We start from the raw sequence: 19,499 nt of genomic DNA, 5'->3' as shown, positions 1-19,499 counted from the left end.
CGCGATGTTCAAGACCGTACTGCTTACCGGCTTCGAGCCGTTCAATGGCGCCAGCATCAACCCCGCCTGGGAAGCGGTGCGCGCGCTCGAGGGCTGGCGCGGCGAACATTTCCGGGTCGAGGTGCGCCAGCTGCCCTGCGTGTTCGGGCAGGCGATCGAAGACCTGGTGGCGATGGTCGACGAGCTGCATCCGGACGTGGTGATCGCCGTCGGCCAGGCCGGCGGCCGGCCCGATATCTCGGTCGAGCGCGTGGCGATCAACGTCGACGATGCGTCGATCCTCGACAATGGCGGCCAGCAGCCGGTGGACGCGCCCATCGCGGCGGACGGTCCCGCCGCCTACTTCTCGACCTTGCCGATCAAGGCCATCGTGCGCGCCCTGCGCGAACGGGGGCTGGTGGCCGGCGTGTCGCAGACCGCCGGCACCTTCGTGTGCAACCACGTGTTCTATGGGTTGATGCACCATGCGGCAGGGCAGCCGCAGCCGATCAAGGCCGGCTTCATCCACGTGCCTTTCCTGCCGGAGCAGGCCGCGGCGCGGACAGACGCGCCGCCGTCGATGGCGCTGGACGACATCATTGCCGGCATCAAGCTGGCGGTGGAGGTCACCGTGAGCGTCGACGCCGACGTGCGCGAAACGGGCGGCGCCACGCACTGATCCAGCCTCCGCCGGCCAATATGCTCGAGTCGCCCGCACTGACCGCGCCCGCCGTATTGACGGCCTGGCTGCCCGTAACGGTCTTCGTCCGGCCGCCGCCGAGCACCTGACGACAGTCGTGCTGTGGGTACGAGAAATCCGACAAGCGAACAGTCTTCCCGCTGGCACTATTGTCGAGCACTCGGCGAATAAAATGAGTTCACCGTGTGCTCAGGCGAGGGATAATGTCGTTTCAGAAAATACACCCATCAAGAAGGCGAAGCGAAGGCTGTTACTGCGGGCGATGCAGCGCCGCCAGCGGCCGGCGAAAGCATGTGCACAGCAAGACCTGCACCGGTCATCCTCCCGGGGCGGGAAGCGCCGAGCTGGAGGTGGCCTGCCGGCGCATCCGTCGCGAGCAGGCCGGCTGATGCAGCCGGCCGACAGTCGGAATATCAAGGACGTGGCTGGGCGAGCAGGAACAGCAGCGGGATGTCCAGCCTGGCCGACCAGGCCTTCTCGCTGTGATCGGTGCCCGGGAAGACCCGCTCCATGTAATTCGCATCGGTATAGCCACGTTCACGGATGACGTCACCGCCAAACTCGAAGCTCGGGCCATACAGCGCATCCAGTGTCTCGGTGCCGCGGTCCAGATACAGGCGGTGTCCGGCTGGATCCGGCAGGTGCGCGCTCAGGTAGGCGAAGGTGGCCATCGGGATCGCGGCATTGCGCTCGAAGGTCCCGATCCAGTGTACCGACAGCCCGGCCGCACCGCCGAACACCTGCGGATACTCGCTCATGGCATAGACCGACAGGACGGCGCCCCGGCTCGAGCCCATGATGAACGTCGATTCCCGCTCGGGCCGGGTGGCATAGCGGCTGTCGATCATCGGCTTGAGCTCGTCCACGAGATAGCGCAGATAGTCGTCCGACCGCGCCCCTTGTTTCATATGGCTTTCGAGCGTGGACTTGTGCTTCCCCGGAGCCAGGCGCTCCAGCACTTTCCGTGGAAAGTATTCTGCGTCCCGGAACTCGCCCCGGTTCCAGATGGCGACGACGATCGTCGGCGGGATCCGGCCGCTGCGCGCGAGGCGGTCGAGCGCCACGTCGACGCGCCAGGATTGCCGGTTCATGGTGATCGTGGGGTCGAACAGCATCTGGCCATCATGCATGTACAGCACCTGGAAACGCTGGCCCTGGCCGACACGCTCGGCATAATCGGCGGGCAGCCACACGTCCACCGGTCGCTGTTCGATATGGCGCGACGGCAGGTCGATGCGCTCGAGCCGGCCAGTCGAAGGCTTGGGCTGCTGGCCTTGGGCGCGCGCAGCCGGCAGCGTCAGAACAGTGAATAAGCAGGCAATCGTGGCGAAGAGGCAGAAATGACGGGGCAGCATGCTCGAAGGCGTTTCAAGAGGAAGACCGGCGATGTTATCAGCAGCGCAAGCGCGGAGCGCTCCTGAGCGATTCACCGGCTTACGCTGGAAAATGTATCAACGCAACTTGATATGGCTGACCGCCTTCTCGTCACGCAGCACGAAGGCAGCATCCTCGAAACTCGGCGGCCCGAAGCGGCCGCGCGCATCGCGGCTGAAGGCATACCGCTCCTTCGGGATGCCCAGCACGTTGCGATCGAGTTTTCTATTGTCGTTCTCGTCCTGGAACGACAGCACGGCCCAGGTGCCGGGCGGCAGGTCGTCGACGGTGACCACGGTTTCGCCCACGCGCGCCGCGGCCGAGGCCGAATAGGGGCAATCCTTCAGAAAGGTCGCCTTGTCGCAGATCGCGACCCGCACCGTGCCCTTGGCAATGGTGACGCCCTGGACCCTCACCTCGATCGACGCGGCAGAGGCAAGGCCGGCGGCGCCCACGCCCGACGCCAGCAGAAGGGAAAGACCCAGGGTGCGGAAGATCGACTGCATGAAAACTCCATATGGTTAGGTTGTGAATCGTGATTGACCGCTTTTGACCGGTCCGGGCAGTCCGCGCAACCGTGCGCACGGCCGCCATGGTAGGCTGTTGGCATCCCGTAAACTTGCTCTTGCAGCCCTCAATATGCTTTTCAACGCGCTCATCGTCCTTGCCACCATCGCGTTCATGGAAGTGTTTTCCATCGTCGCGCACAAGTACGTGATGCACGGCTTCGGGTGGGGCTGGCACCGCTCCCACCACGAGCCGCGCACCGGCTGGTTCGAAAAGAACGACCTGTACGCCGTGGTGTTCGCCGCGATCGCCATCGCCCTGATCTGGTTCGGCACGCGCGGTTACCATCCGCTCGAATGGATCGGCGCCGGCATGACCGCCTACGGCGCCTTGTACTTCATCGCCCACGATGGCCTGGTGCACCAGCGCTGGCCGTTCCGCTACGTCCCCAGGAGCGGCTACCTCAAGCGCCTGTACCAGGCCCACCGCATGCACCATGCGGTCGAGGGCAAGGAGGGCGCCGTGTCCTTCGGTTTCCTGTACGCGCCGCCGGTCGCCCGCCTCAAGCGCCAGTTGCAAGCGCAGCAGGGCCAGGTCCGTCGCCCGCGCGGCCAGGACGCAGCCACAGATCGCGCCGCCGCGGCTGCGCCGACGCTACCCGGGCAGGGCTGAGGCGCGAGGCCAGCGCCTGGGCTCCGCCCAGGGCCAGCAGGCGCAGCTTGGCCGCCTTCGAGGTGCCCACCCGTTCGTCCCAGGCGCGCGGCCCACGCCGTTTCACTTCGATCCCGATCTGCCGATACACATTGCGCGCGGTGGCGATCGCCCAGGCCGAGCGCAGAGGCAGGGCGGCGAGGCCCAGCGTGGCCGATTCATAATACGGCTCGGCATGGTCGACCAGGCGCGCCGCGACGCTCGCCAGCGCCGCGCGGTGGCGCGGCAGGGCCACGTGGTCGGGCGGGATGCCGGCCTCCAGCAGCCATTCGGACGGCACGTAGCAGCGGCCGATCTTCGCATCGTCGATGATGTCGCGCGCGATATTCGTCAGCTGGAAGGCCAGGCCCAGGTCGCAGGCGCGGTCCAGCACCAGCTCGTCGCGGGCGCCCATGATCGAGGCCATCATCAGGCCGACCACGCCGGCCACGTGGTAGCAGTAGCGCATGGTGTCGTCGATGGTGCGGTAGCGCGCCTCGTTGACGTCCATCGCGAAGCCGGCCAGGTGGTCGAAGGCGTAGCGCGGGGCGATCGCATGGCCCAGCGCCACTTCCTGGAAGGCGGCAAAGGCCGGATCGCGCATCTGCTCGCCGGAATAGGCGCGCCGGGTGTCGTCGTACAGGCGATCGAGCTCGAAACTGGCGCCGTAGGCGCTCGGCGTGGCTGCGGCGAAGCCCAGTTCCTGGCCGTCGACCACGTCGTCGCAATGGCGGCACCAGGCGTACAGCATCAGCACGCTGCGCCGGGTGGCGGGCGGGAACAGCCTGGCAGCCGCCGCGAAGCTCTTGGACCCGACCTCGATGGTCTGGGTCGCGTGTTCCATCAGCTTGGTGCCGGCGTACGCGTTCATGAATGCACCCCTGCATGCACGCCCTCCAGCATCAGGCCGGCGGTCGCCTTGGCCGAGCCGATCACGCCCGGCACGCCGGCGCCGGGATGGGTGCCGGCGCCGACCAGGTACAGGTTGGGCAGCTCGGGGTCGCGGTTGTGCGGACGGAACCAGGCGCTCTGGGTCAGGATCGGCTCCAGCGAGAAGGCCGACCCCAGGTGGGCATTGAGCTGGTCGCGGAAGTCGTGCGGCGTGAAGATGCGGCTGGTTACCAGCTGGCTGCGCAGGCCCGGCATGTAGCGCCGTTCGAGGTAGTCGAAGATGCGGTCGCGGTAGCGCGGGCCTTCGGTCTCCCAGTCGATCGGCGCATTGCCCAGGTGCGGCACCGGCGCCAGCACGTAGTGGCTGCCGCAGCCGGGCGGCGCCAGCGAGGGATCGGTGACGCAGGGCGCGTGCAGGTAGAGCGAGAAATCGTCGGCCAGCGTCTTGCCGTTGAAGATGTCCTTGATCAGCTCGCGGTAGCGCGGGCCGAAGCACACCGTGTGGTGCTGCAGCTGCTCGTGGTGTTTATCCAGGCCGAAGTACAGCACGAACAGCGAATTGCTGAAGCGTTTCTTCTTGAGCGCCTCGCCGTTGCTGCTGCCGCGCCCGTGGTTTTTCAGCAGGTCGCAATAAGTGTGGACCACGTCGGCATTCGACGCCACCGCATCGGCCGTGAACCAGCGGCCGTCTTCCAGCCGCACGCCGCTGACGAGATTGCCGGTGGTCTCGATGCGCGCCACCGATGCGTTCAGTTCCAGCTTGCCGCCCATGTCCTCGAACAGCCGCACCAGGCCTTTCACCAGGGCGCCGGTGCCGCCGCGCGGGAACCAGACGCCCCAGCGCCGTTCCAGCGCGTGAATGAGGGTGTAGATCGACGAGGTGGCGAAGGGGTTGCCGCCCACCAGCAGCGAGTGGAAGGAGAAGGCCTGGCGCAGCTGCTCGTCCTTGACGAAGCGCGACACCATGCCGTACACGCTCTTCCACGCCTCCAGCCGCGCCAGTTGCGGGCCGGCCTGGATCATGTCGCGGAAGGAGAGAAACGGTACGGCGCCCAGCTTCAGGTAGCCTTCGTCGAACACCGCCTTCGAATACGCCAGGAAGCGCCGGTAGCCGGCGACATCCGCCGGGTTGCGCGCATGGATCTGGCGGTCCAGCGCATCCTGGTCGTTGGCGTAGTCGAAGTGGCTGCCGTCTTCCCAGCACAGGCGGTAGAAGGGCGCGACCGGCAGCATCTCGACGTAGTCGCCCATCTTCTTGCCGCACAGGGTGAACAGCTCCTCGATCGCCGACGGATCGGTGATCACGGTGGGGCCGGCGTCGAACACGAAGCCCTGGTCTTCATAGACGTAAGCGCGGCCGCCCGGCTTGTCGCGCTTTTCGAGCAGGGTCGTTTGCATGCCGGCGGCCTGCAGGCGGATGGCCAGCGCCAGGCCGCCGAATCCGGCGCCGATCACGACGGCGCGCTTTGGTTCGAGTCTCGGCTTGAAATTCATCTGGTTCATTCTGCGATCCTGATCTGATAGGGGTGGGTCTTGCGTACCGCGTCAAAGGCTTCCATGACGGGTACCGGCGGCTTGCCGGTCAACAGGCGCGCCTTGTCGACCAGGGTCGGACGACCGGCGTAGAAGCGAGCGATCAAGGGCGCGGGCAGGCGATAGAACCGCTGCATCACGCGCCAGCGGTGGTCGGGGCTGCCGGCCAGGAACAGCATGCGGTTGAGCATGCGGAAGAAGCGTTGTTCGTCCCAGGCTTGCCGCGCCTGTGCGCGGATGGCGGCGAACAGCCTGGGGGCCGACAGCTCGGGCAGGGCGGCAATGCGCTCGGCCAGGCGCACCGCGTGCGGCAGCGAGTAGCCGGTGGTCGGATGGAACAGGCCGGCGCGCAGGCCGACGCTGGGCTGACCGTGAAGCTCGTCCCAGAAGCGGTCGAAGTCGCCGGCCAGCACGATCGGCAGCGAGCCTTGCTCTTCGCGCAGCATGTCGCGCACGCGCCAGCCGCGCGCGTCCACGTAGGCGGCGATGTTGGCGCGCAGGCGCTCCGGATACCAGGCGGCGCTGTCGACGTAATGGGTGTCCTCGACCAGCACGCGGTCGGGCCCGAAGGGCAGCAGGTAGACGAAGCGGTAGCCGCCCTGCTGGGCCACGCTGGCGTCCATGATCACCGGCGCGGTCAGGCCGTGGGCGGCGTCGAGCCGCAGTTCCTGGCCGAGGAAGGTCTGGTAGCCGAGCGCGAGGTGGCTGCTGGCGCGCATGCCGCGGCCGTCGATGACGGCGCGCGCGCGCAGGGTTTCGCCATCGGCCAGCCGCACGCTGGTGGGGGTCACATCGTCGATCCAGACGCCGGTGCGCAGCGAAGCGCCGAGGGCCGGCTCGACGACGTGGGCCAGGTCGAGCGCGGCGATGCTGGCGTAGCCGCCCGCCAAAGTGCGGGCCAGGTCGGGAAACACCACGTCGTAGCGCGGCCAGCGGTGCGTGACCAGCGGCGCGATCCAGCGCAGCTGCGCGGCGTCGAGATCGCTGTCGTGGAACGACCAGGTATGGTTGCCGCCCAGGCGCTTGCCCTGTTCGAGCACCAGGATGCGCAGCTCGGGACGCTCGCTGCGCAGGCGCCACGCGATCAGGCTGTTGGCCAGGCCGCCGCCGGCCAGGATCAGGTCGTAGGCGACCGTGCTGTGCGCATTGCGATGTTCATCCATGGCTGGCCAGGCCTCGGGTCGCGGGTTGAAGGCCGAGCGCGGCCTCGATGACGTCGGCCGCGCGTGGCGCGCCGCCGGCCTGGCGGATCTGGTCGGCCAGCGGCGCCATGCGCTGCCGGAAGCCCGGCTCGTCCAGCAGGCGGCGCAGCTTGCCCGAGAGCTCGCCGACGCTGGCGAAGCGCGGCGAGGCGCGCAGGCCGACGCCGGCATATTCGACACGGGCGGCGGCGCCCGGATGGTCGAAGGCGATCGGCAGCGCCAGGATCGGCGTACTGGTGGCGATGGCTTCCATCACGGTGTTGGCGCCGGCATGCGAGATGACGGCGTCGGCACGCGCCAGCACGGCAAGCTGGGGCACGAAGGCGTGCACACGGGTGTCGCCGATGCGTTCGAGCGCGCGCACCTGGGCGTCATCCAGGCCGCCGCAATGGGCGACCAGCAGTTGCGCGTCCTGGCGCGCGCAGGCTTGCGCGATGCGCTTGAACAGGCCGAAGCGCTGGCTGACCAGGGTGCCGAGCGAGGCGTAGACGAAGGGGCGCGTGCTCGATGCGGGCGGCAGCAGCGCGGCCAGTTCGGCAGGCGACTGCGCCGGCGTTTGCGCTGGCGCCGCGGCTGGGCTGTGCAGCGGGCCGACGTGATGAAAATGCGGCGGCAACGAGCGCCGAGGGAAATCGAAGCCCGGCACGATCTGGCCGACCTGGGCGAGCGGCGACAGGCATTCGTGCAGTTTGGCGCGCGGGCTCAATCCGAGCTGCCGGGCTGCGGCGGAGATCGCGCGCTCGTGCGGGCGCATCATCCAGTCGTAGACCATGGTGCTGCCTTCGACGATCTTGAAGGCGCGCTCGCTGTCTTCATACATGAACGGCATGACGGGCAGCGGGATGCCCGGCTCGCGGTTGACCGGCAGCGCGCAGGCGACCGAGACGAAGGGCATGCCGATGCCCTCGGCCACCAGGCCGCCGGCCGCTTCCATCTGGTCGGCGACAATAAAATCGGCCTGCAGCCGGCGCAGCGCGTACGGCAGTTCGCGGCACAGCATCGTGGTGCTGGCCGCCATGTCGAGGATCACGCGGCGCAGGCCCAGCGGCGAGCCGGGATGCGCCACCCTGGCGAGCATTGCGGGCAGGGAGCCTGCCGGATGGGTATCGCTGCCGATCGCGTGGAAGCCGATCCGTGCATCCTTGACATAGTCGATGGCGTCGGGACGATGCACGAAGGTCACCCGGTGCCCGCGCGCGATGAGTTCGAGCGCCAGCTTCGACAAGGTATTGAAATGGCTGTAGAGCGCCGGAGCCACGACCGCGAAATGCGCCATGCGGAACCGCGCCGGTCAGGTGAGAGGCAGTTCGGCCAGCTGGGCGTTCGGACGCGCGTCGCGGGCCTTGGCCGGCTCGGGCGCGAAACGCTTGGCCTTGGCCTCCTTGGCGAACAGTTGCGCCACGAACTGGCGCGTACGGCCCTTGGCGCCGACGGCGGCGACCAGGCAGCGGTCGGCCTCCAGCAGGCACGCAGCGAGGCGGCGCAAGGCTTCGTCCCGGCCCAGCGTGTTGATCAGGGTTGCCTTGCCAACGTCCTTGTCCGTGTCCTTGCCGGTCACGGCGCTGTCCTTGCCGTCCAGGAAGTCGTCCTTGATCTGGAAGGCCTGACCGGCCGCGAGCGCGAAGGCGCGCAGTTGCTGGGCGACATCGTCGCCGGCATGACAGATGATGGACGCCATGTCGACCGCCACGCCCAGCAGCAGGCCGGTCTTGAGTTCATTGGTGGTGGCGATGGCTTCCGGTGAGCGGGCGCCGCCGTGCAGGTCTTCGAACTGGCCGCGCACCAGGCCCTGTTCGCCCACGGTTTGCGCCAAGGTCGCGACCAGGCGCGCGCGCGTGGCCGGCTGGATGTCCTGGGCCTGCGACAACACGCCGAAGGCGCGGCTCAGCAAGGCGACCGAGGCAAGGATGGCCACGTCTTCGCCGAACTGGATGTGGATGGCAGGTTTGCCACGCCGCAGGCTGGCGTCATCCATGCATGGAAGGTCGTCGAGGATTAGCGACGCGGCGTGCACCAGTTCGACCGCGCAGGCAACGTCGATCAACGCCTTCGATGCGCAACCGAGGTCGCGTGCGACCAGCATCAGCAGCAGGGGGCGCATGCGCTTGCCGGCGCTGAGCGCGGAGGCGCGCATGGCGTTGGTCAACTGGTCGAGCGGACCACTGACGGCCAGCAACTCGTCGATGCGGCGATCGATGGCGAACCGCATTTCGGCCATCTCGTCGACCGGTGCGCGATCGAACTGTTCCAGGCGGAGCCCGTCGTAGCGCGGTGTTGCTGTCTTCATGCGAGCCCCCTGGGAAAGTTATTGAACTTGATAACCATCATACCGGAGGAGATATTAAAAGATCGTCAATCACGCTCAATCGTGCGGCGGATTTTTGCCTGAAAACGATGCAATAAGATGCGATAGAGAAATTGTTTGCGGGACAAATGCGGTTCGGCTCGTCCGACTCCGTCAGACAGGACCCAGGTTCGCGGTTCAGGCAGGCTGTTCTTCGGGGAACAGGATCTTCAGGAAGGCGCGCACCACCGGCGCGTCGTCCTGCGCGGGATAGCTGATGTACAGGTTGGCCGATGGCGCGTGGGCGTGGATCGGCAGGAAGCGCACGCCCGGCCAGCCGATGCGGCTGGTGGTGTCCGGCATCAGGGCCACGCCCAGGCCGGCGCCGACCATGGCCAGCAGGGTCTGCGGCTCGGCCGCTTCCTGGAAGATGGTCGGCTGGAAGCCGGCGTTGACGCAGCACTGGATCAGGTAGCGCGGCTCGGCCGACTGGTCCAGGTGCAGGGTCAGCATGGGCTCGCCCGCGATCTCGGGCAGGTCGATGAAATCGCGTTCGGCCAGCGGATGGCGGGCATTGACCGCCACGCAGAACTGCTCCCTGAAACAGAGTTCCTGGCGCAGGTTGGCCTGCTTGAGCACGTCCTGTTCGATGCGCGGTTCGCGCCAGAAGCCGACATCGATCTGCTTGCTGCGCAGCGCTTCCCACTGGTCGTTCGGACCCAGCTCGTGGATGGTCCAGGTCACGCGCGGAAACTGGCTCTGGAACTGCTCCAGCAGCCCGGGGATCGGGCCCCACATCGCCGAGCCGACGATGCCGACCCGCAGCCGCCCGACTTCGCCGCGGTCGATCTGGCGGATCGTGTCGATGGTCATGCGCATCTTGCCCAGCAGCTCGGCCGCCTCGACCATCAGCGCGCGCCCGGCCACGGTCAGCTCGAAGCTGCGCGTGGTGCGGGTGAACAGCTTCACCCCCAGTTCGCTCTCGAGCTTCATGATCTGCTGCGACAGCGGCGGCTGCGAGATGTGCAGGCGCTCGGCGGCGCGGCTGAAGCTCTTTTCCTCGGCCACCGCCAGGAAGTACTTGAGCTGTTTGAGGTCGATCGACATGGCGGTCCGCGCTTTTTCGTTGCCGTCAGGCGGCCTTGTGCTGCAGCGCCACGGCCAGGCGCGCGCCGACCAGGGCGTTGTGCTTGACCAGCGCGATATTGGTGGCCAGGCTTCGGCCCCCGTCAGCTCCTTGATGCGGGCCAGCAGGAAGGGCGTGACCCGCTTGCCGGTCACGGCCTGCTGCTGCGCCTCTTGCAGCGCCTGGTGGATGATGGCGTCGATCTCGTCCGGCGCCAGCGCCGCGTCAGGAGGCACCGGGTTGCTGACCACCACCCCGCCTTTCAGGCCGAGCTGCCACTTGGTGCGGATGAAGGCGGCTTGGCTCTCGGGCGTGTCGAGCTGGAAGTCGGCCTTGAAGCCGCTGTCGCGCGTGAAGAAGGCGGGAAAGCCTGGCTGGCCGACGGCCAGCACCGGCACGCCGTGGGTCTCGAGGTATTCGAGCGTCAGGCCGATGTCGAGGATCGACTTCACGCCGGCGCACACCACGGCCACGCTGGTCTGCGCGAGTTCCTGCAGGTCGGCCGAGATGTCGAAGCTGGTTTCGGCGCCGCGGTGCACGCCGCCGATGCCGCCGGTGACGAAGACCTCGATGCCGGCCAGTTCGGCGCAGATCATGGTGGCGGCGACGGTGGTCGCGCCCAGGTGGCCCTGGGCCAGCACATAGGGCAGGTCGCGGCGGCTGACCTTGATGGCGTCGGGCGAGGAACCCAGCGTTTCGAGCTGGTCGTCAAGCAGGCCGACGCAGATCTTGCCGCCAATGATGGCGATGGTGGCCGGCACGGCGCCGGCGTCGCGGATGACCTGCTCGACTTCGCGCGCGGTGCGCACGTTCTGCGGGTAGGGCATGCCGTGCGAGATGATGGTCGATTCGAGGGCGACGATCGGCTTGCCGGCGGTGCGGGCGGCCGCCACTTCGGGCGAAAACAGGAGGAAGGAATGCATGGTCGAATCTCTATTCAGTCGGTGACGATGTCCTGGACCGGGGCGTCGAACAGCCCCGGCGCCAGTTGCGGGCAGACGGTCTGCGCGCAGGCGATGGTCATGGCGGCGAGGGTCTGGCCGCGGCGGCAGGCCAGCTCCAGGTCCAGTTCGGGCTGGCCGCTGTACAGGCTCCAGCAGACGGCGGCGGCGAAGGCGTCGCCGGCGCCGGTGACGTCGATCATGTCGGCCGCGTCGACGGCCTGGCCTTCGAGCAGCCCGATGCCGGTGGCGGTCGTGAACACGACGCCCAGCGAGCCGCGCGTGACGATCACGTCCTGGACGCCATCGCGCCGCAATTCGGCGCAGGCCGCGGCGATGTCGGCATCGGTCGCCAGCGGCCGGCCGACGCGCGCCGCCAGCTCGCCCAGGTTCAGGATCAGCAGGCGCAGGCCGGTGAGGTCGCGCGGCAGGCGGTCGATCTTCGGTTCCGAGACGGCGACGATTACCATCGGCACGCCGTCGCGCCGGCTGCCTTCCAGCAGGGTGGCGACGGCCTCGCGCGGCAGGTTCAGGTCGGCGACGATCAGGGAGGCGCCGGCGCGCTGCTGTTCGCGGGTCGCCAGGAAATCGGGCGTGAGCGACTCGTTGATCTCCATGTCGGCCAGGGCCACGCGCATGTCGCCGTCCTCGTCGAGCACCGCGGTGTAGGTGCCGCTGGCGGCGCCGTCCACGCGCAGCGCGCCGCGCGTATCGATGCCGGTTTCGTCGGCGTAGGAGAGCAGGGCGCGGCCGGACGAATCGCCGCCGACCGCCGTGACCAGCGCCGTGGGGACGCCCAGGCGCGCCAGGTTCTCGGCGATGTTGCGCGCGACGCCGCCGAAGGATTCGGTCTGGCGCGCGGGGTTCGAGGTGTTCAGGGCCAGCCTGCCGAGCGTGCGCAACTTGCGGTCGAGGTTGGCCGCGCCGACGCACAGGATCGGCCGGTGGTCGGGCAGCACATAGGCGCGGCCGAGGATGCGGCGCTCGCGCACCAGGGTGGCGATGTAGTTGGCGACCGCGGAGCGTGACAGGCCGAGATGGCCTGCCAGGTCTTGCTGCGAGATGAAGGGATTGGAACGGATCAGCTCGTATAACTGTTCTTTTTTCGGCATCGCGTTCATGTGCGCCGCCAGGCGCATGAGACAATTGTTTTATTATGCTAGACAATTGTTTGAGGCATGTCAACGAATCTTTCTTTCAGTGTAAGCATGCTCCGTGGCACGTCACACAATTTATCTTTAAAAAATATAAATCGAGAAGAAAAAGTGTATTTGCCATACATATCGCCAATCATGCATAGTTATAATATCTAGTTGTCCAAATGCGCTGCACTCGCGCGCGCTGGACATCTGCCTCTCTCATCCGCGATCCCACATCACCCGTTTTTATCAAGGAATATCATGTCCAGCAATACCCCATTCGAAGCCGCCGACATCATTCGCGCCCGCAAGCCGGGTTTCGCACCGCGTGTGGCGCTGATCCTCGGTTCCGGACTGGGCGTGCTGGCGGAACAACTGGTCGACGCGGTGTCGATCAGCTATGCCGACCTGCCGGGCTTTCCGATCTCCACCGTGCACGGCCACGCCGGCGAACTGGTGCTGGGCCTTCTCGCCGGCGTGCCGGTCGCGTGCATGAAGGGCCGCGGCCACTTCTATGAAGGCTATGGCCCGGGCGTGATGACCTCGGCCATCCGCACCCTCAAGGAAATCGGCTGCGAGCTGCTGTTCGTCACCAATGCGGCAGGTTCGCTGCGCGTCGAAGCCGACGCCGGCAGCCTGGTCGCGATCACCGACCACATCAATTTCCTGCCGGGCAGCCCGATGGCCGGCCCGAACGACGAGCGCTTCGGCCCGCGCTTCTTCAGCATGTCAAACGCGTATGACGCGGAAATCCGCGAGCAGGTCAAGGCCGTGGCCGCGGAGAAGGGCATCGTCCTGCACGAAGGCGTGTACCTGGCCGCAGCCGGCCCGCATTTCGAGACCGTCGCCGAAATCCGCGCCTTCAAAACGCTGGGCGCCGACGTGGTGGGCATGTCGCTGATCCCGGAAGTGATCGCCGCGCGCCACTGTGGCCTGAAGGTCGCCGCCGTCTCGGCGATCACCAACCTGGCCGAGGGCCTGTCGCCGTTCGCGCTGTCGCACGAGCAGACGCTGAAATACGCGGCGGTTGCGGCCAAGGACATGGTCACCCTGATCCACGCTTACATTGAACGCCTGGGCTCGACCCCGCGCACCGACGCATAAATCATTTGAATAGGAAGAGCGAAGACCATGTCACGCGCATTCATCCTCCTGCTTGATTCCTTCGGCCTCGGCGCACTGCCGGACGCCGATCAATACGGCGACACTGGCGCCAACACCTTCGGCCACATCGCCGAGTGGGCTGCCAAAGAGGGCAAGCCGATGTCGCTGCCGAACCTCGAGAAACTGGGCCTGGCCGCTGCCGCGCACAAGGCGAGCGGCGAATGGGCGCCCGGCTTCGACCTGCGCGACGGTTTCACCGGCGCCTGGGGCGTCGCCCGCGAACAGTCGACCGGCAAGGACACGCAGAGCGGCCACTGGGAAATCGCCGGCGTGCCGGTGCTGTTCGACTGGGGTTACTTCCCCAAGACCGTGCCGTCGTTCCCGAAAGAGCTGACCGACAAGCTGCAGCAATTGACCGGCGTGCCGGGCTGGCTGGGCAACTGCCACGCCTCGGGCACCACCGTCATCAACGAACTGGGCGACGAGCACGTCGCCACCGGCAAGCCGATCCTGTACACCTCGGCCGACTCGGTGCTGCAGATCGCGGCGCACGAAGAACACTTCGGCCTCGAGCGCCTGTATCAGGTGTGCGAAGCGGCCTATGAGCTGGTCAAGCCCTACAATATCGGCCGCGTCATCGCGCGTCCTTTCGTGGGCGCCAACGGCGACTACAAGCGCACGTCGAACCGCCACGACTACGCCGTGCCGCCGATCGCGCCGACCCTGCTCGACCACGTCAAGGACGCGGGCGGCGAGATGATCGCCCTCGGCAAGATCAGCGACATCTTCGCGGCGCAAGGTGTGACGCGCCTGGTCAAGGGGCCGGACAATATGGCCTTGTTCGACCGCCTGCTGGAAGTGGCCGATGAGGCGGGCGACAAGTCGCTCACTTTTGTGAACTTCGTCGACTTCGATATGCACTTCGGCCACCGTCGCGACGTCGCCGGCTATGCGAACGCGCTGCATGAGCTGGATGCGCGCCTGCCGGAATTCATGGCCAAGCTGAAGGATGGCGACCTGGTCGTGATCACCGCCGACCACGGTTGCGACCCGACCGCGCCCGGCTCGGACCACACCCGCGAGCACATCCCGATGATCTTCTTCGGCCCGAACGTCAAGGCGCAGGAACTGCCGACCGCCGACACCTTCTCGAGCATCGGCGCCACCCTGGCCAAACACCTCGGCGTCAAACCACTTTCGAACGGAACCGCACTGCTATGACCCAGCCCCTGGATTTCAAACGTAATGCCGGCATGGCGCTGGACCTGGGCCTGGTCAATGGCGTCAAGGTCAACCGCAATGCGGCCGACCGCCGCGCCGCCAGCCTGGCGAACCGCCGCACGGTCAAGAAGGAATACCAGGCCGCCTGGCTGGTGCGCGCCATCGAGTGCATCGACCTGACCACCCTCGGCGGCGACGACACCCCGGGCCGCGTCGAGCGCCTGTGCATGAAGGCGATGCGCCCGCTGCGCGCCGACCTGATGCAAGCCCTGGGCCTCGAGACCTTGAGCACCGGCGCGGTTTGCGTGTACCACGAGATGATCGCCCCGGCCGTCAGGGTGCTGAACGGCCGCCTGCCGATCGCCGCCGTGTCGACCGCGTTCCCGGCCGGCCTGTCGAGCATGGAAACCAAGGTGCGCGAGATCGCGCTGTCGGTGGCCGCGGGCGCGACCGAGATCGATATCGTGATCACCCGCCAGCACGTGTTGACCGGTAACTGGCAAGCGCTGTACGACGAGATGGTGGCCTACCGCCAGGCTTGCGGCGAAGCGCACGTCAAGGCCATCCTGGCCACCGGCGACCTGATCACCCTGGAAAACGTGGCCAAGGCATCGATGGTGTGCATGATGGCCGGCGCCGACTTCATCAAGACCTCGACCGGCAAGGAGGGCGTCAACGCCACCATCCCGGTATCGCTGGTGATGGTGCGCGCGATCCGCGACTACCACGAACTGACCGGCTTCCAGGTCGGCTACAAGCCTGCCGGCGGCGTGTCGAGCGCCAAGGCGGCGCTGCAATACCTGACCGTGATGAAGGAAGAACTGGGCAACGACTGGCTGCAGCCGCACCTGTTCCGCATCGGCGCTTCCAGCCTGCTGACCGACATCGAGCGCCAGCTGGAGCACTATGTGACCGGGAACTACTCGGCCGCCCATCGCCACGCGCAACCTTAATTCCGGACTTCGTCATGCCAACAATCAAAGAGATTCTTAACACCATGGATTACGGTCCCGCACCAGAGAGTACCAAGGAAGCGCTCGCGTGGCTGGACCAGCATGGCCGCCGTTTCGGGCTGTTCATCGACAACGCCTGGAGCGAGGCCGCCGAGACCTTCGCCACCAACAACCCGGCCGACGGCAGCGAGCTGGCGCAGGTGACGCAAGCGACGCAAGACGACGTCGAACGCGCCGTCGCCGCCGCGCGCCGCGCCCAGCCGGGCTGGGTGGCCCTTGGCGGCCATGGCCGCGCAAAAATCATGTACGCGCTGTCGCGCCTTCTGCAAAAGCACGCGCGCCTGTTCGCGGTGCTCGAGACGCTCGACAACGGCAAGACCATCCGCGAAACCCGCGATGCCGACCTGCCGCTGGCCGCGCGCCACTTCTACCATCACGCGGGCTGGGCCCAGCTGCAGTCGGAAGAATTCGCCGACTATCGCGCCGTCGGCGTGGTGGGCCAGATCGTGCCGTGGAACTTCCCGCTCCTGATGCTGGCGTGGAAGATCGCGCCGGCGCTGGCCGCCGGTAATACCGTCGTGTTCAAGCCGGCCGAGTACACGCCGCTGACCGCGCTGCTGTTCGCCGAGCTCTGCCAGCGCGCGGGCGTGCCGGCCGGCGTCGTCAACATCGTGACCGGCGACGGCCGCGTGGGCGAAGCCATCGTGAATCACCCCGGCATCGACAAGATCGCCTTCACCGGCTCGACCGAAGTCGGTCGCCTGATCCGCAAGGCGACCGCCGGCAGCGGCAAGAAGCTGTCGCTGGAGTTGGGCGGCAAATCCCCCTTCATCGTGTTCGACGACGCCGACCTCGATGCGGCGGTCGAAGGCCTGGTCGATTCGATCTGGTTCAACCAGGGCCAGGTCTGCTGCGCCGGTTCGCGCCTGCTGGTGCAGGAATCGGTATACGAACGCTTCATCGGCAAGGTCAAGGCGCGCATGCAGAACCTGCGCGTCGGTTCGCCGCTGGATAAATCGAACGACATCGGCGCGCTGGTCGACCCGGTGCAGCAGCAGCGCATCCACGGCCTGGTCGAATCGGCGCGCGCCGAAGGGTGCGAGGTGTGGCAGCCGAGCGTCGAGCTGGCGACCACCGGTTCGTGGTATCTGCCGACCCTGATCACGGGCGCGTCGACGTCGGCCGCCGTGGCCCAGGCCGAGATCTTCGGCCCGGTGCTGGTGGCGATGAGCTTCCGCACCCCGCTTGAAGCGGTTCAATTGGCGAACAACACCGTGTACGGCCTGGCGGCCTGCGTGTGGAGCGAGTCGATCAGCCTGGCGCTGGACGTGGTCCCGCAGATCAAGGCCGGCGTGGTGTGGATCAACACCGCGAACCAGTTCGATGCGGCCTGCGGCTTTGGCGGCTACAAGGAATCGGGCTACGGCCGCGAAGGCGGCAAGGAGGGGATGTATGAATACCTGACGCCGCTGGCGGAAGATGCGCGTCCAGCGGCGCCGCTCGTGGCCGAGAAGGCCAAGGCCAAACCGGCGCAGGAAGACAGCCCGTTCGCGGTCGACCGCACCGCCAAGCTGTACATCGGCGGCAAGCAGGCCCGCCCTGACGGCGCCTACAGCCGCGCCATCCATGGCGCCAACGGCGACTTCCTGGCGGATGTCGGCGAAGGCAGCCGCAAGGACATCCGCAACGCCGTCGAGGCGGCGCACAAGGCCGCCGGCTGGACCAGGGCGACCGCGCACAACCGCGCGCAGGTGCTGTACTACATCGCCGAGAACCTGGCGATCCGCGCCGACGAATTCGCCCAGCGCATCGCGCAGCAGACCGGGTCGAAGGATGCGGCGCGCGAAGTGGCCGCCTCGATCGAGCGCCTGTTCTATTGGGCGGCGTGGGCCGACAAATACGACGGCGCGGCGCACCAGCCGCCGATGCACGGCATCACCGTGGCGCTGAACGAACCGGTCGGCGTGATCGGCATCGTCTGCCCGAACGAGAATCCGCTGCTGGGCTTCATCTCGCTGGTGGCGCCGGCGCTGGCCCTGGGCAACCGCGTGGTGGCGGTGCCGTCGGAGCAGCATCCGTTATCGAGCATCGACCTGTACCAGGTGCTGGATACCTCGGACCTGCCGGGCGGCGCGCTGAACATCGTCACTGGCTCGGCCGACGAGCTGGCGCGCACGCTGGCGACCCATGGCGACATCGATGCGGTGTGGCGCCATGACGGGTCACAGGAAGGCTGCGCGGAAGTGGAGCGCCTGTCGGCGGAATCGCTCAAGCGCACCTGGACCGGCGGCGCCAGGGGCCGCGACTGGTTCGATCCGAAGCAGGCCTGCGGCCGCACTGTGCTGCAGCATGCAAGCCAGGTCAAGAATGTCTGGATTCCGTACGGCGTGTAATCGTCCCGGAACCTCGAACCCCGTCATTCCCGCGCAGGCGGGAATCCAGGTAAGCCAGCATATCGCGAACAGACTTGGATTCCCGCCTCCGCGGGAATGACGTTTTCAAGCTATTAGTGAGAACGGACACAATCATGTTCCTCCCCCAAGAAATCGTCCGCAAGAAGCGCGACGGTGGAGTCCTCTCCGCCGAAGAGATCCAGTTCTTCGTGCGCGGCATCCCTGATGGCAGCGTCACCGAAGGCCAGATCGCGGCGTTCGCGATGGCGGTCTACTTCAACGACATGACGATGGACGAGCGCGTCGCCTTTACGCTGGCGATGCGCGATTCGGGCCAGGTCATGGAATGGAAATCCCTGGACCTGCCCGGTCCGGTGGTCGACAAGCACTCGACCGGCGGTGTCGGCGACGTGGTGTCGCTGATGCTGGGACCAATGATCGCGGCCTGCGGCGGCTTCGTGCCGATGATCTCGGGCCGCGGCCTGGGCCACACCGGCGGCACGCTCGACAAGTTCGATTCGATCCCGGGCTACAGCACGGTGCCGGAACCGGAGAAGTTCCGCCAGGTGGTGCAGGACGTGGGCGTGGCCATCATCGGCCAGACCGCCCAGCTGGCGCCGGCCGACAAGCGTTTCTACAGCATCCGCGACACCACGGCGACCGTGGAATCGGTGGCCATGATCACCGGCTCGATCCTGTCCAAGAAGCTGTCGGCGGGCCTGGACGCGCTGGTGATGGACGTCAAGGTCGGCAGCGGCGCCTTCATGCCGACGCCGGCGAAATCGCTGGAGCTGGCCGAATCGATCGTCAACGTCGGCAACGGCGCCGGCACCCGCACCTCGGCCATCCTCACCGGCATGAACGAATCGCTGTGCCACGCCGCCGGCAATGCCGTCGAAGTGCGCGTCGCGATCGACTACCTGACAGGCAAGTCGCGTCCCGCGCGCCTGCACGAGGTGACGATGGCGCTGTGCGCCGAGATGCTCGTCATTTCCGGCCTGGCGTCGAGCGAGCAGGAAGCGCGCGCCCGGCTGCAGGCGGCCCTCGATTCGGGCGAAGCCGCCGAGCGTTTCGCGCGCATGGTGACCGCCCTGGGCGGCCCGGCCGACCTGATGGACAAGCCCGACGCATACCTGGAAACGGCGCCGGTCATCGTGCCCGTGCCTGCGCCGCAGGCCGGCTATGCGAGCGCGGTCGATACCCGCGAACTGGGCCTGGCCGTGGTGGCGCTGGGCGGTGGCCGCGTGCGTCCGCAGGATGCGATCGACTTCGCGGTCGGCCTGACCGGGCTGGTGGAACTGGGCGACACGATCGCCGTCGGCCAGCCGCTGGCGATGGTGCATGCGCGTTCGCAAGAAGCCGCCGAACAGGCCATTCGCCAGGTGCAGGCCGCCTACCACGTCGCTATCGACAAGCCGGCCGTCGAGCCGATGATCCACCGCACCGTTCGTCCCTGAGCCAC

The 19,499-nt window shown here is 67.2% G+C and carries 16 protein-coding genes and 1 pseudogene; 7 read left to right on the top strand and 10 right to left on the bottom strand.

Annotated elements, in window-relative coordinates; translation table 11 throughout:
* The first annotated feature begins 4 nt into the window (after nucleotides 1-4).
* A complete protein-coding gene (gene pcp, locus DIR46_RS08640) occupies nucleotides 5-658 on the top strand; it encodes a pyroglutamyl-peptidase I (RefSeq protein WP_109344873.1) in 654 nt (217 codons plus the stop codon).
* 434 nt (nucleotides 659-1,092) lie between these two features.
* Here pcp and DIR46_RS08635 read toward each other — a convergent pair whose 3' ends face one another.
* Both DIR46_RS08635 and DIR46_RS08630 read right to left on the bottom strand, forming a co-directional pair.
* Nucleotides 1,093-2,034: an alpha/beta hydrolase gene (locus DIR46_RS08635; protein WP_109344872.1), complete on the bottom strand. Its 942-nt coding sequence runs from the start codon at nucleotides 2,032-2,034 to the stop codon at nucleotides 1,093-1,095.
* A gap of 96 nt (nucleotides 2,035-2,130) precedes the next feature.
* Nucleotides 2,131-2,559 carry a DUF2141 domain-containing protein gene (locus DIR46_RS08630; protein WP_109344871.1) on the bottom strand — a complete coding sequence of 143 codons (429 nt, stop codon included), beginning with the start codon at nucleotides 2,557-2,559 and terminating at the stop codon, nucleotides 2,131-2,133.
* A 133-nt stretch (nucleotides 2,560-2,692) separates the two neighbouring features.
* Between DIR46_RS08630 and DIR46_RS08625 the strand changes: the two genes are divergently transcribed.
* The gene (locus tag DIR46_RS08625; protein WP_109344870.1) at nucleotides 2,693-3,232 is read left to right on the top strand and encodes a sterol desaturase family protein; all 540 of its coding nucleotides are present in this window, start codon (nucleotides 2,693-2,695) and stop codon (nucleotides 3,230-3,232) included.
* Here the strand turns inward: DIR46_RS08625 and crtB are convergent.
* The 8 genes and pseudogenes from crtB to DIR46_RS08585 form a co-directional block, all read right to left on the bottom strand.
* Entirely contained in the window at nucleotides 3,123-4,121 is a 999-nt protein-coding gene (gene crtB, locus DIR46_RS08620; RefSeq protein WP_109344869.1) for a 15-cis-phytoene synthase CrtB, read from the bottom strand. The two genes, DIR46_RS08625 and crtB, sit on opposite strands and share 110 nt — an antisense overlap.
* On the bottom strand, nucleotides 4,118-5,644 hold the full coding sequence (locus DIR46_RS08615) for a phytoene desaturase (protein ID WP_109344868.1): 1,527 nt from the start codon (nucleotides 5,642-5,644) through the stop codon (nucleotides 4,118-4,120). The genes crtB and DIR46_RS08615 overlap by 4 nt, the downstream gene beginning before the upstream one ends.
* The gene (crtY, locus tag DIR46_RS08610; protein ID WP_109344867.1) at nucleotides 5,641-6,837 is read right to left on the bottom strand and encodes a lycopene beta-cyclase CrtY; all 1,197 of its coding nucleotides are present in this window, start codon (nucleotides 6,835-6,837) and stop codon (nucleotides 5,641-5,643) included. Before crtY ends, DIR46_RS08615 begins: the two co-directional genes overlap by 4 nt.
* Nucleotides 6,830-8,152, bottom strand: a complete 1,323-nt coding sequence (locus tag DIR46_RS08605) for a glycosyltransferase (protein ID WP_109344866.1) — start codon at nucleotides 8,150-8,152, stop codon at nucleotides 6,830-6,832. The genes crtY and DIR46_RS08605 overlap by 8 nt, the downstream gene beginning before the upstream one ends.
* Nucleotides 8,153-8,167: 15 nt before the next feature.
* Nucleotides 8,168-9,163: a polyprenyl synthetase family protein gene (locus DIR46_RS08600; protein WP_109344865.1), complete on the bottom strand. Its 996-nt coding sequence runs from the start codon at nucleotides 9,161-9,163 to the stop codon at nucleotides 8,168-8,170.
* A 195-nt stretch (nucleotides 9,164-9,358) separates the two neighbouring features.
* Nucleotides 9,359-10,267 carry a LysR family transcriptional regulator gene (locus DIR46_RS08595; protein WP_109344864.1) on the bottom strand — a complete coding sequence of 303 codons (909 nt, stop codon included), beginning with the start codon at nucleotides 10,265-10,267 and terminating at the stop codon, nucleotides 9,359-9,361.
* Between the two features lie 25 nt (nucleotides 10,268-10,292).
* Nucleotides 10,293-11,209: pseudogene (locus DIR46_RS08590) on the bottom strand (pseudouridine-5'-phosphate glycosidase).
* A 14-nt stretch (nucleotides 11,210-11,223) separates the two neighbouring features.
* Nucleotides 11,224-12,348, bottom strand: coding sequence for a carbohydrate kinase (locus tag DIR46_RS08585; protein ID WP_229446547.1), 1,125 nt, complete (start codon nucleotides 12,346-12,348; stop codon nucleotides 11,224-11,226).
* Nucleotides 12,349-12,627: 279 nt separating this feature from the next.
* Between DIR46_RS08585 and xapA the strand changes: the two genes are divergently transcribed.
* The 5 genes from xapA (at nucleotide 12,628) to deoA (ending at nucleotide 19,494) form a co-directional block, all read left to right on the top strand.
* Complete coding sequence (gene xapA, locus DIR46_RS08580; RefSeq protein ID WP_109344863.1) at nucleotides 12,628-13,470, top strand: xanthosine phosphorylase; 843 nt, start codon at nucleotides 12,628-12,630, stop codon at nucleotides 13,468-13,470.
* 27 nt (nucleotides 13,471-13,497) lie between these two features.
* Entirely contained in the window at nucleotides 13,498-14,691 is a 1,194-nt protein-coding gene (locus DIR46_RS08575; RefSeq protein ID WP_109344862.1) for a phosphopentomutase, read from the top strand.
* Nucleotides 14,688-15,644, top strand: coding sequence for a deoxyribose-phosphate aldolase (gene deoC, locus DIR46_RS08570; RefSeq protein ID WP_109344861.1), 957 nt, complete (start codon nucleotides 14,688-14,690; stop codon nucleotides 15,642-15,644). The genes DIR46_RS08575 and deoC overlap by 4 nt, the downstream gene beginning before the upstream one ends.
* 14 nt (nucleotides 15,645-15,658) lie before the next feature.
* Nucleotides 15,659-18,037 (top strand): aldehyde dehydrogenase family protein, encoded by a 2,379-nt coding sequence (locus tag DIR46_RS08565; protein WP_370659960.1) that lies wholly within the window; start codon nucleotides 15,659-15,661, stop codon nucleotides 18,035-18,037.
* Between the two features lie 134 nt (nucleotides 18,038-18,171).
* On the top strand, nucleotides 18,172-19,494 hold the full coding sequence (gene deoA / locus DIR46_RS08560) for a thymidine phosphorylase (protein WP_109344859.1): 1,323 nt from the start codon (nucleotides 18,172-18,174) through the stop codon (nucleotides 19,492-19,494).
* The last annotated feature ends 5 nt before the right edge of the window (nucleotides 19,495-19,499 follow it).

Source organism: Massilia oculi (assembly GCF_003143515.1).
In the GTDB taxonomy this organism is placed as follows: Bacteria; Pseudomonadota; Gammaproteobacteria; order Burkholderiales; family Burkholderiaceae_D; genus Telluria; species Telluria oculi.
This window is presented reverse-complemented; position numbering and strand designations above follow the sequence as displayed.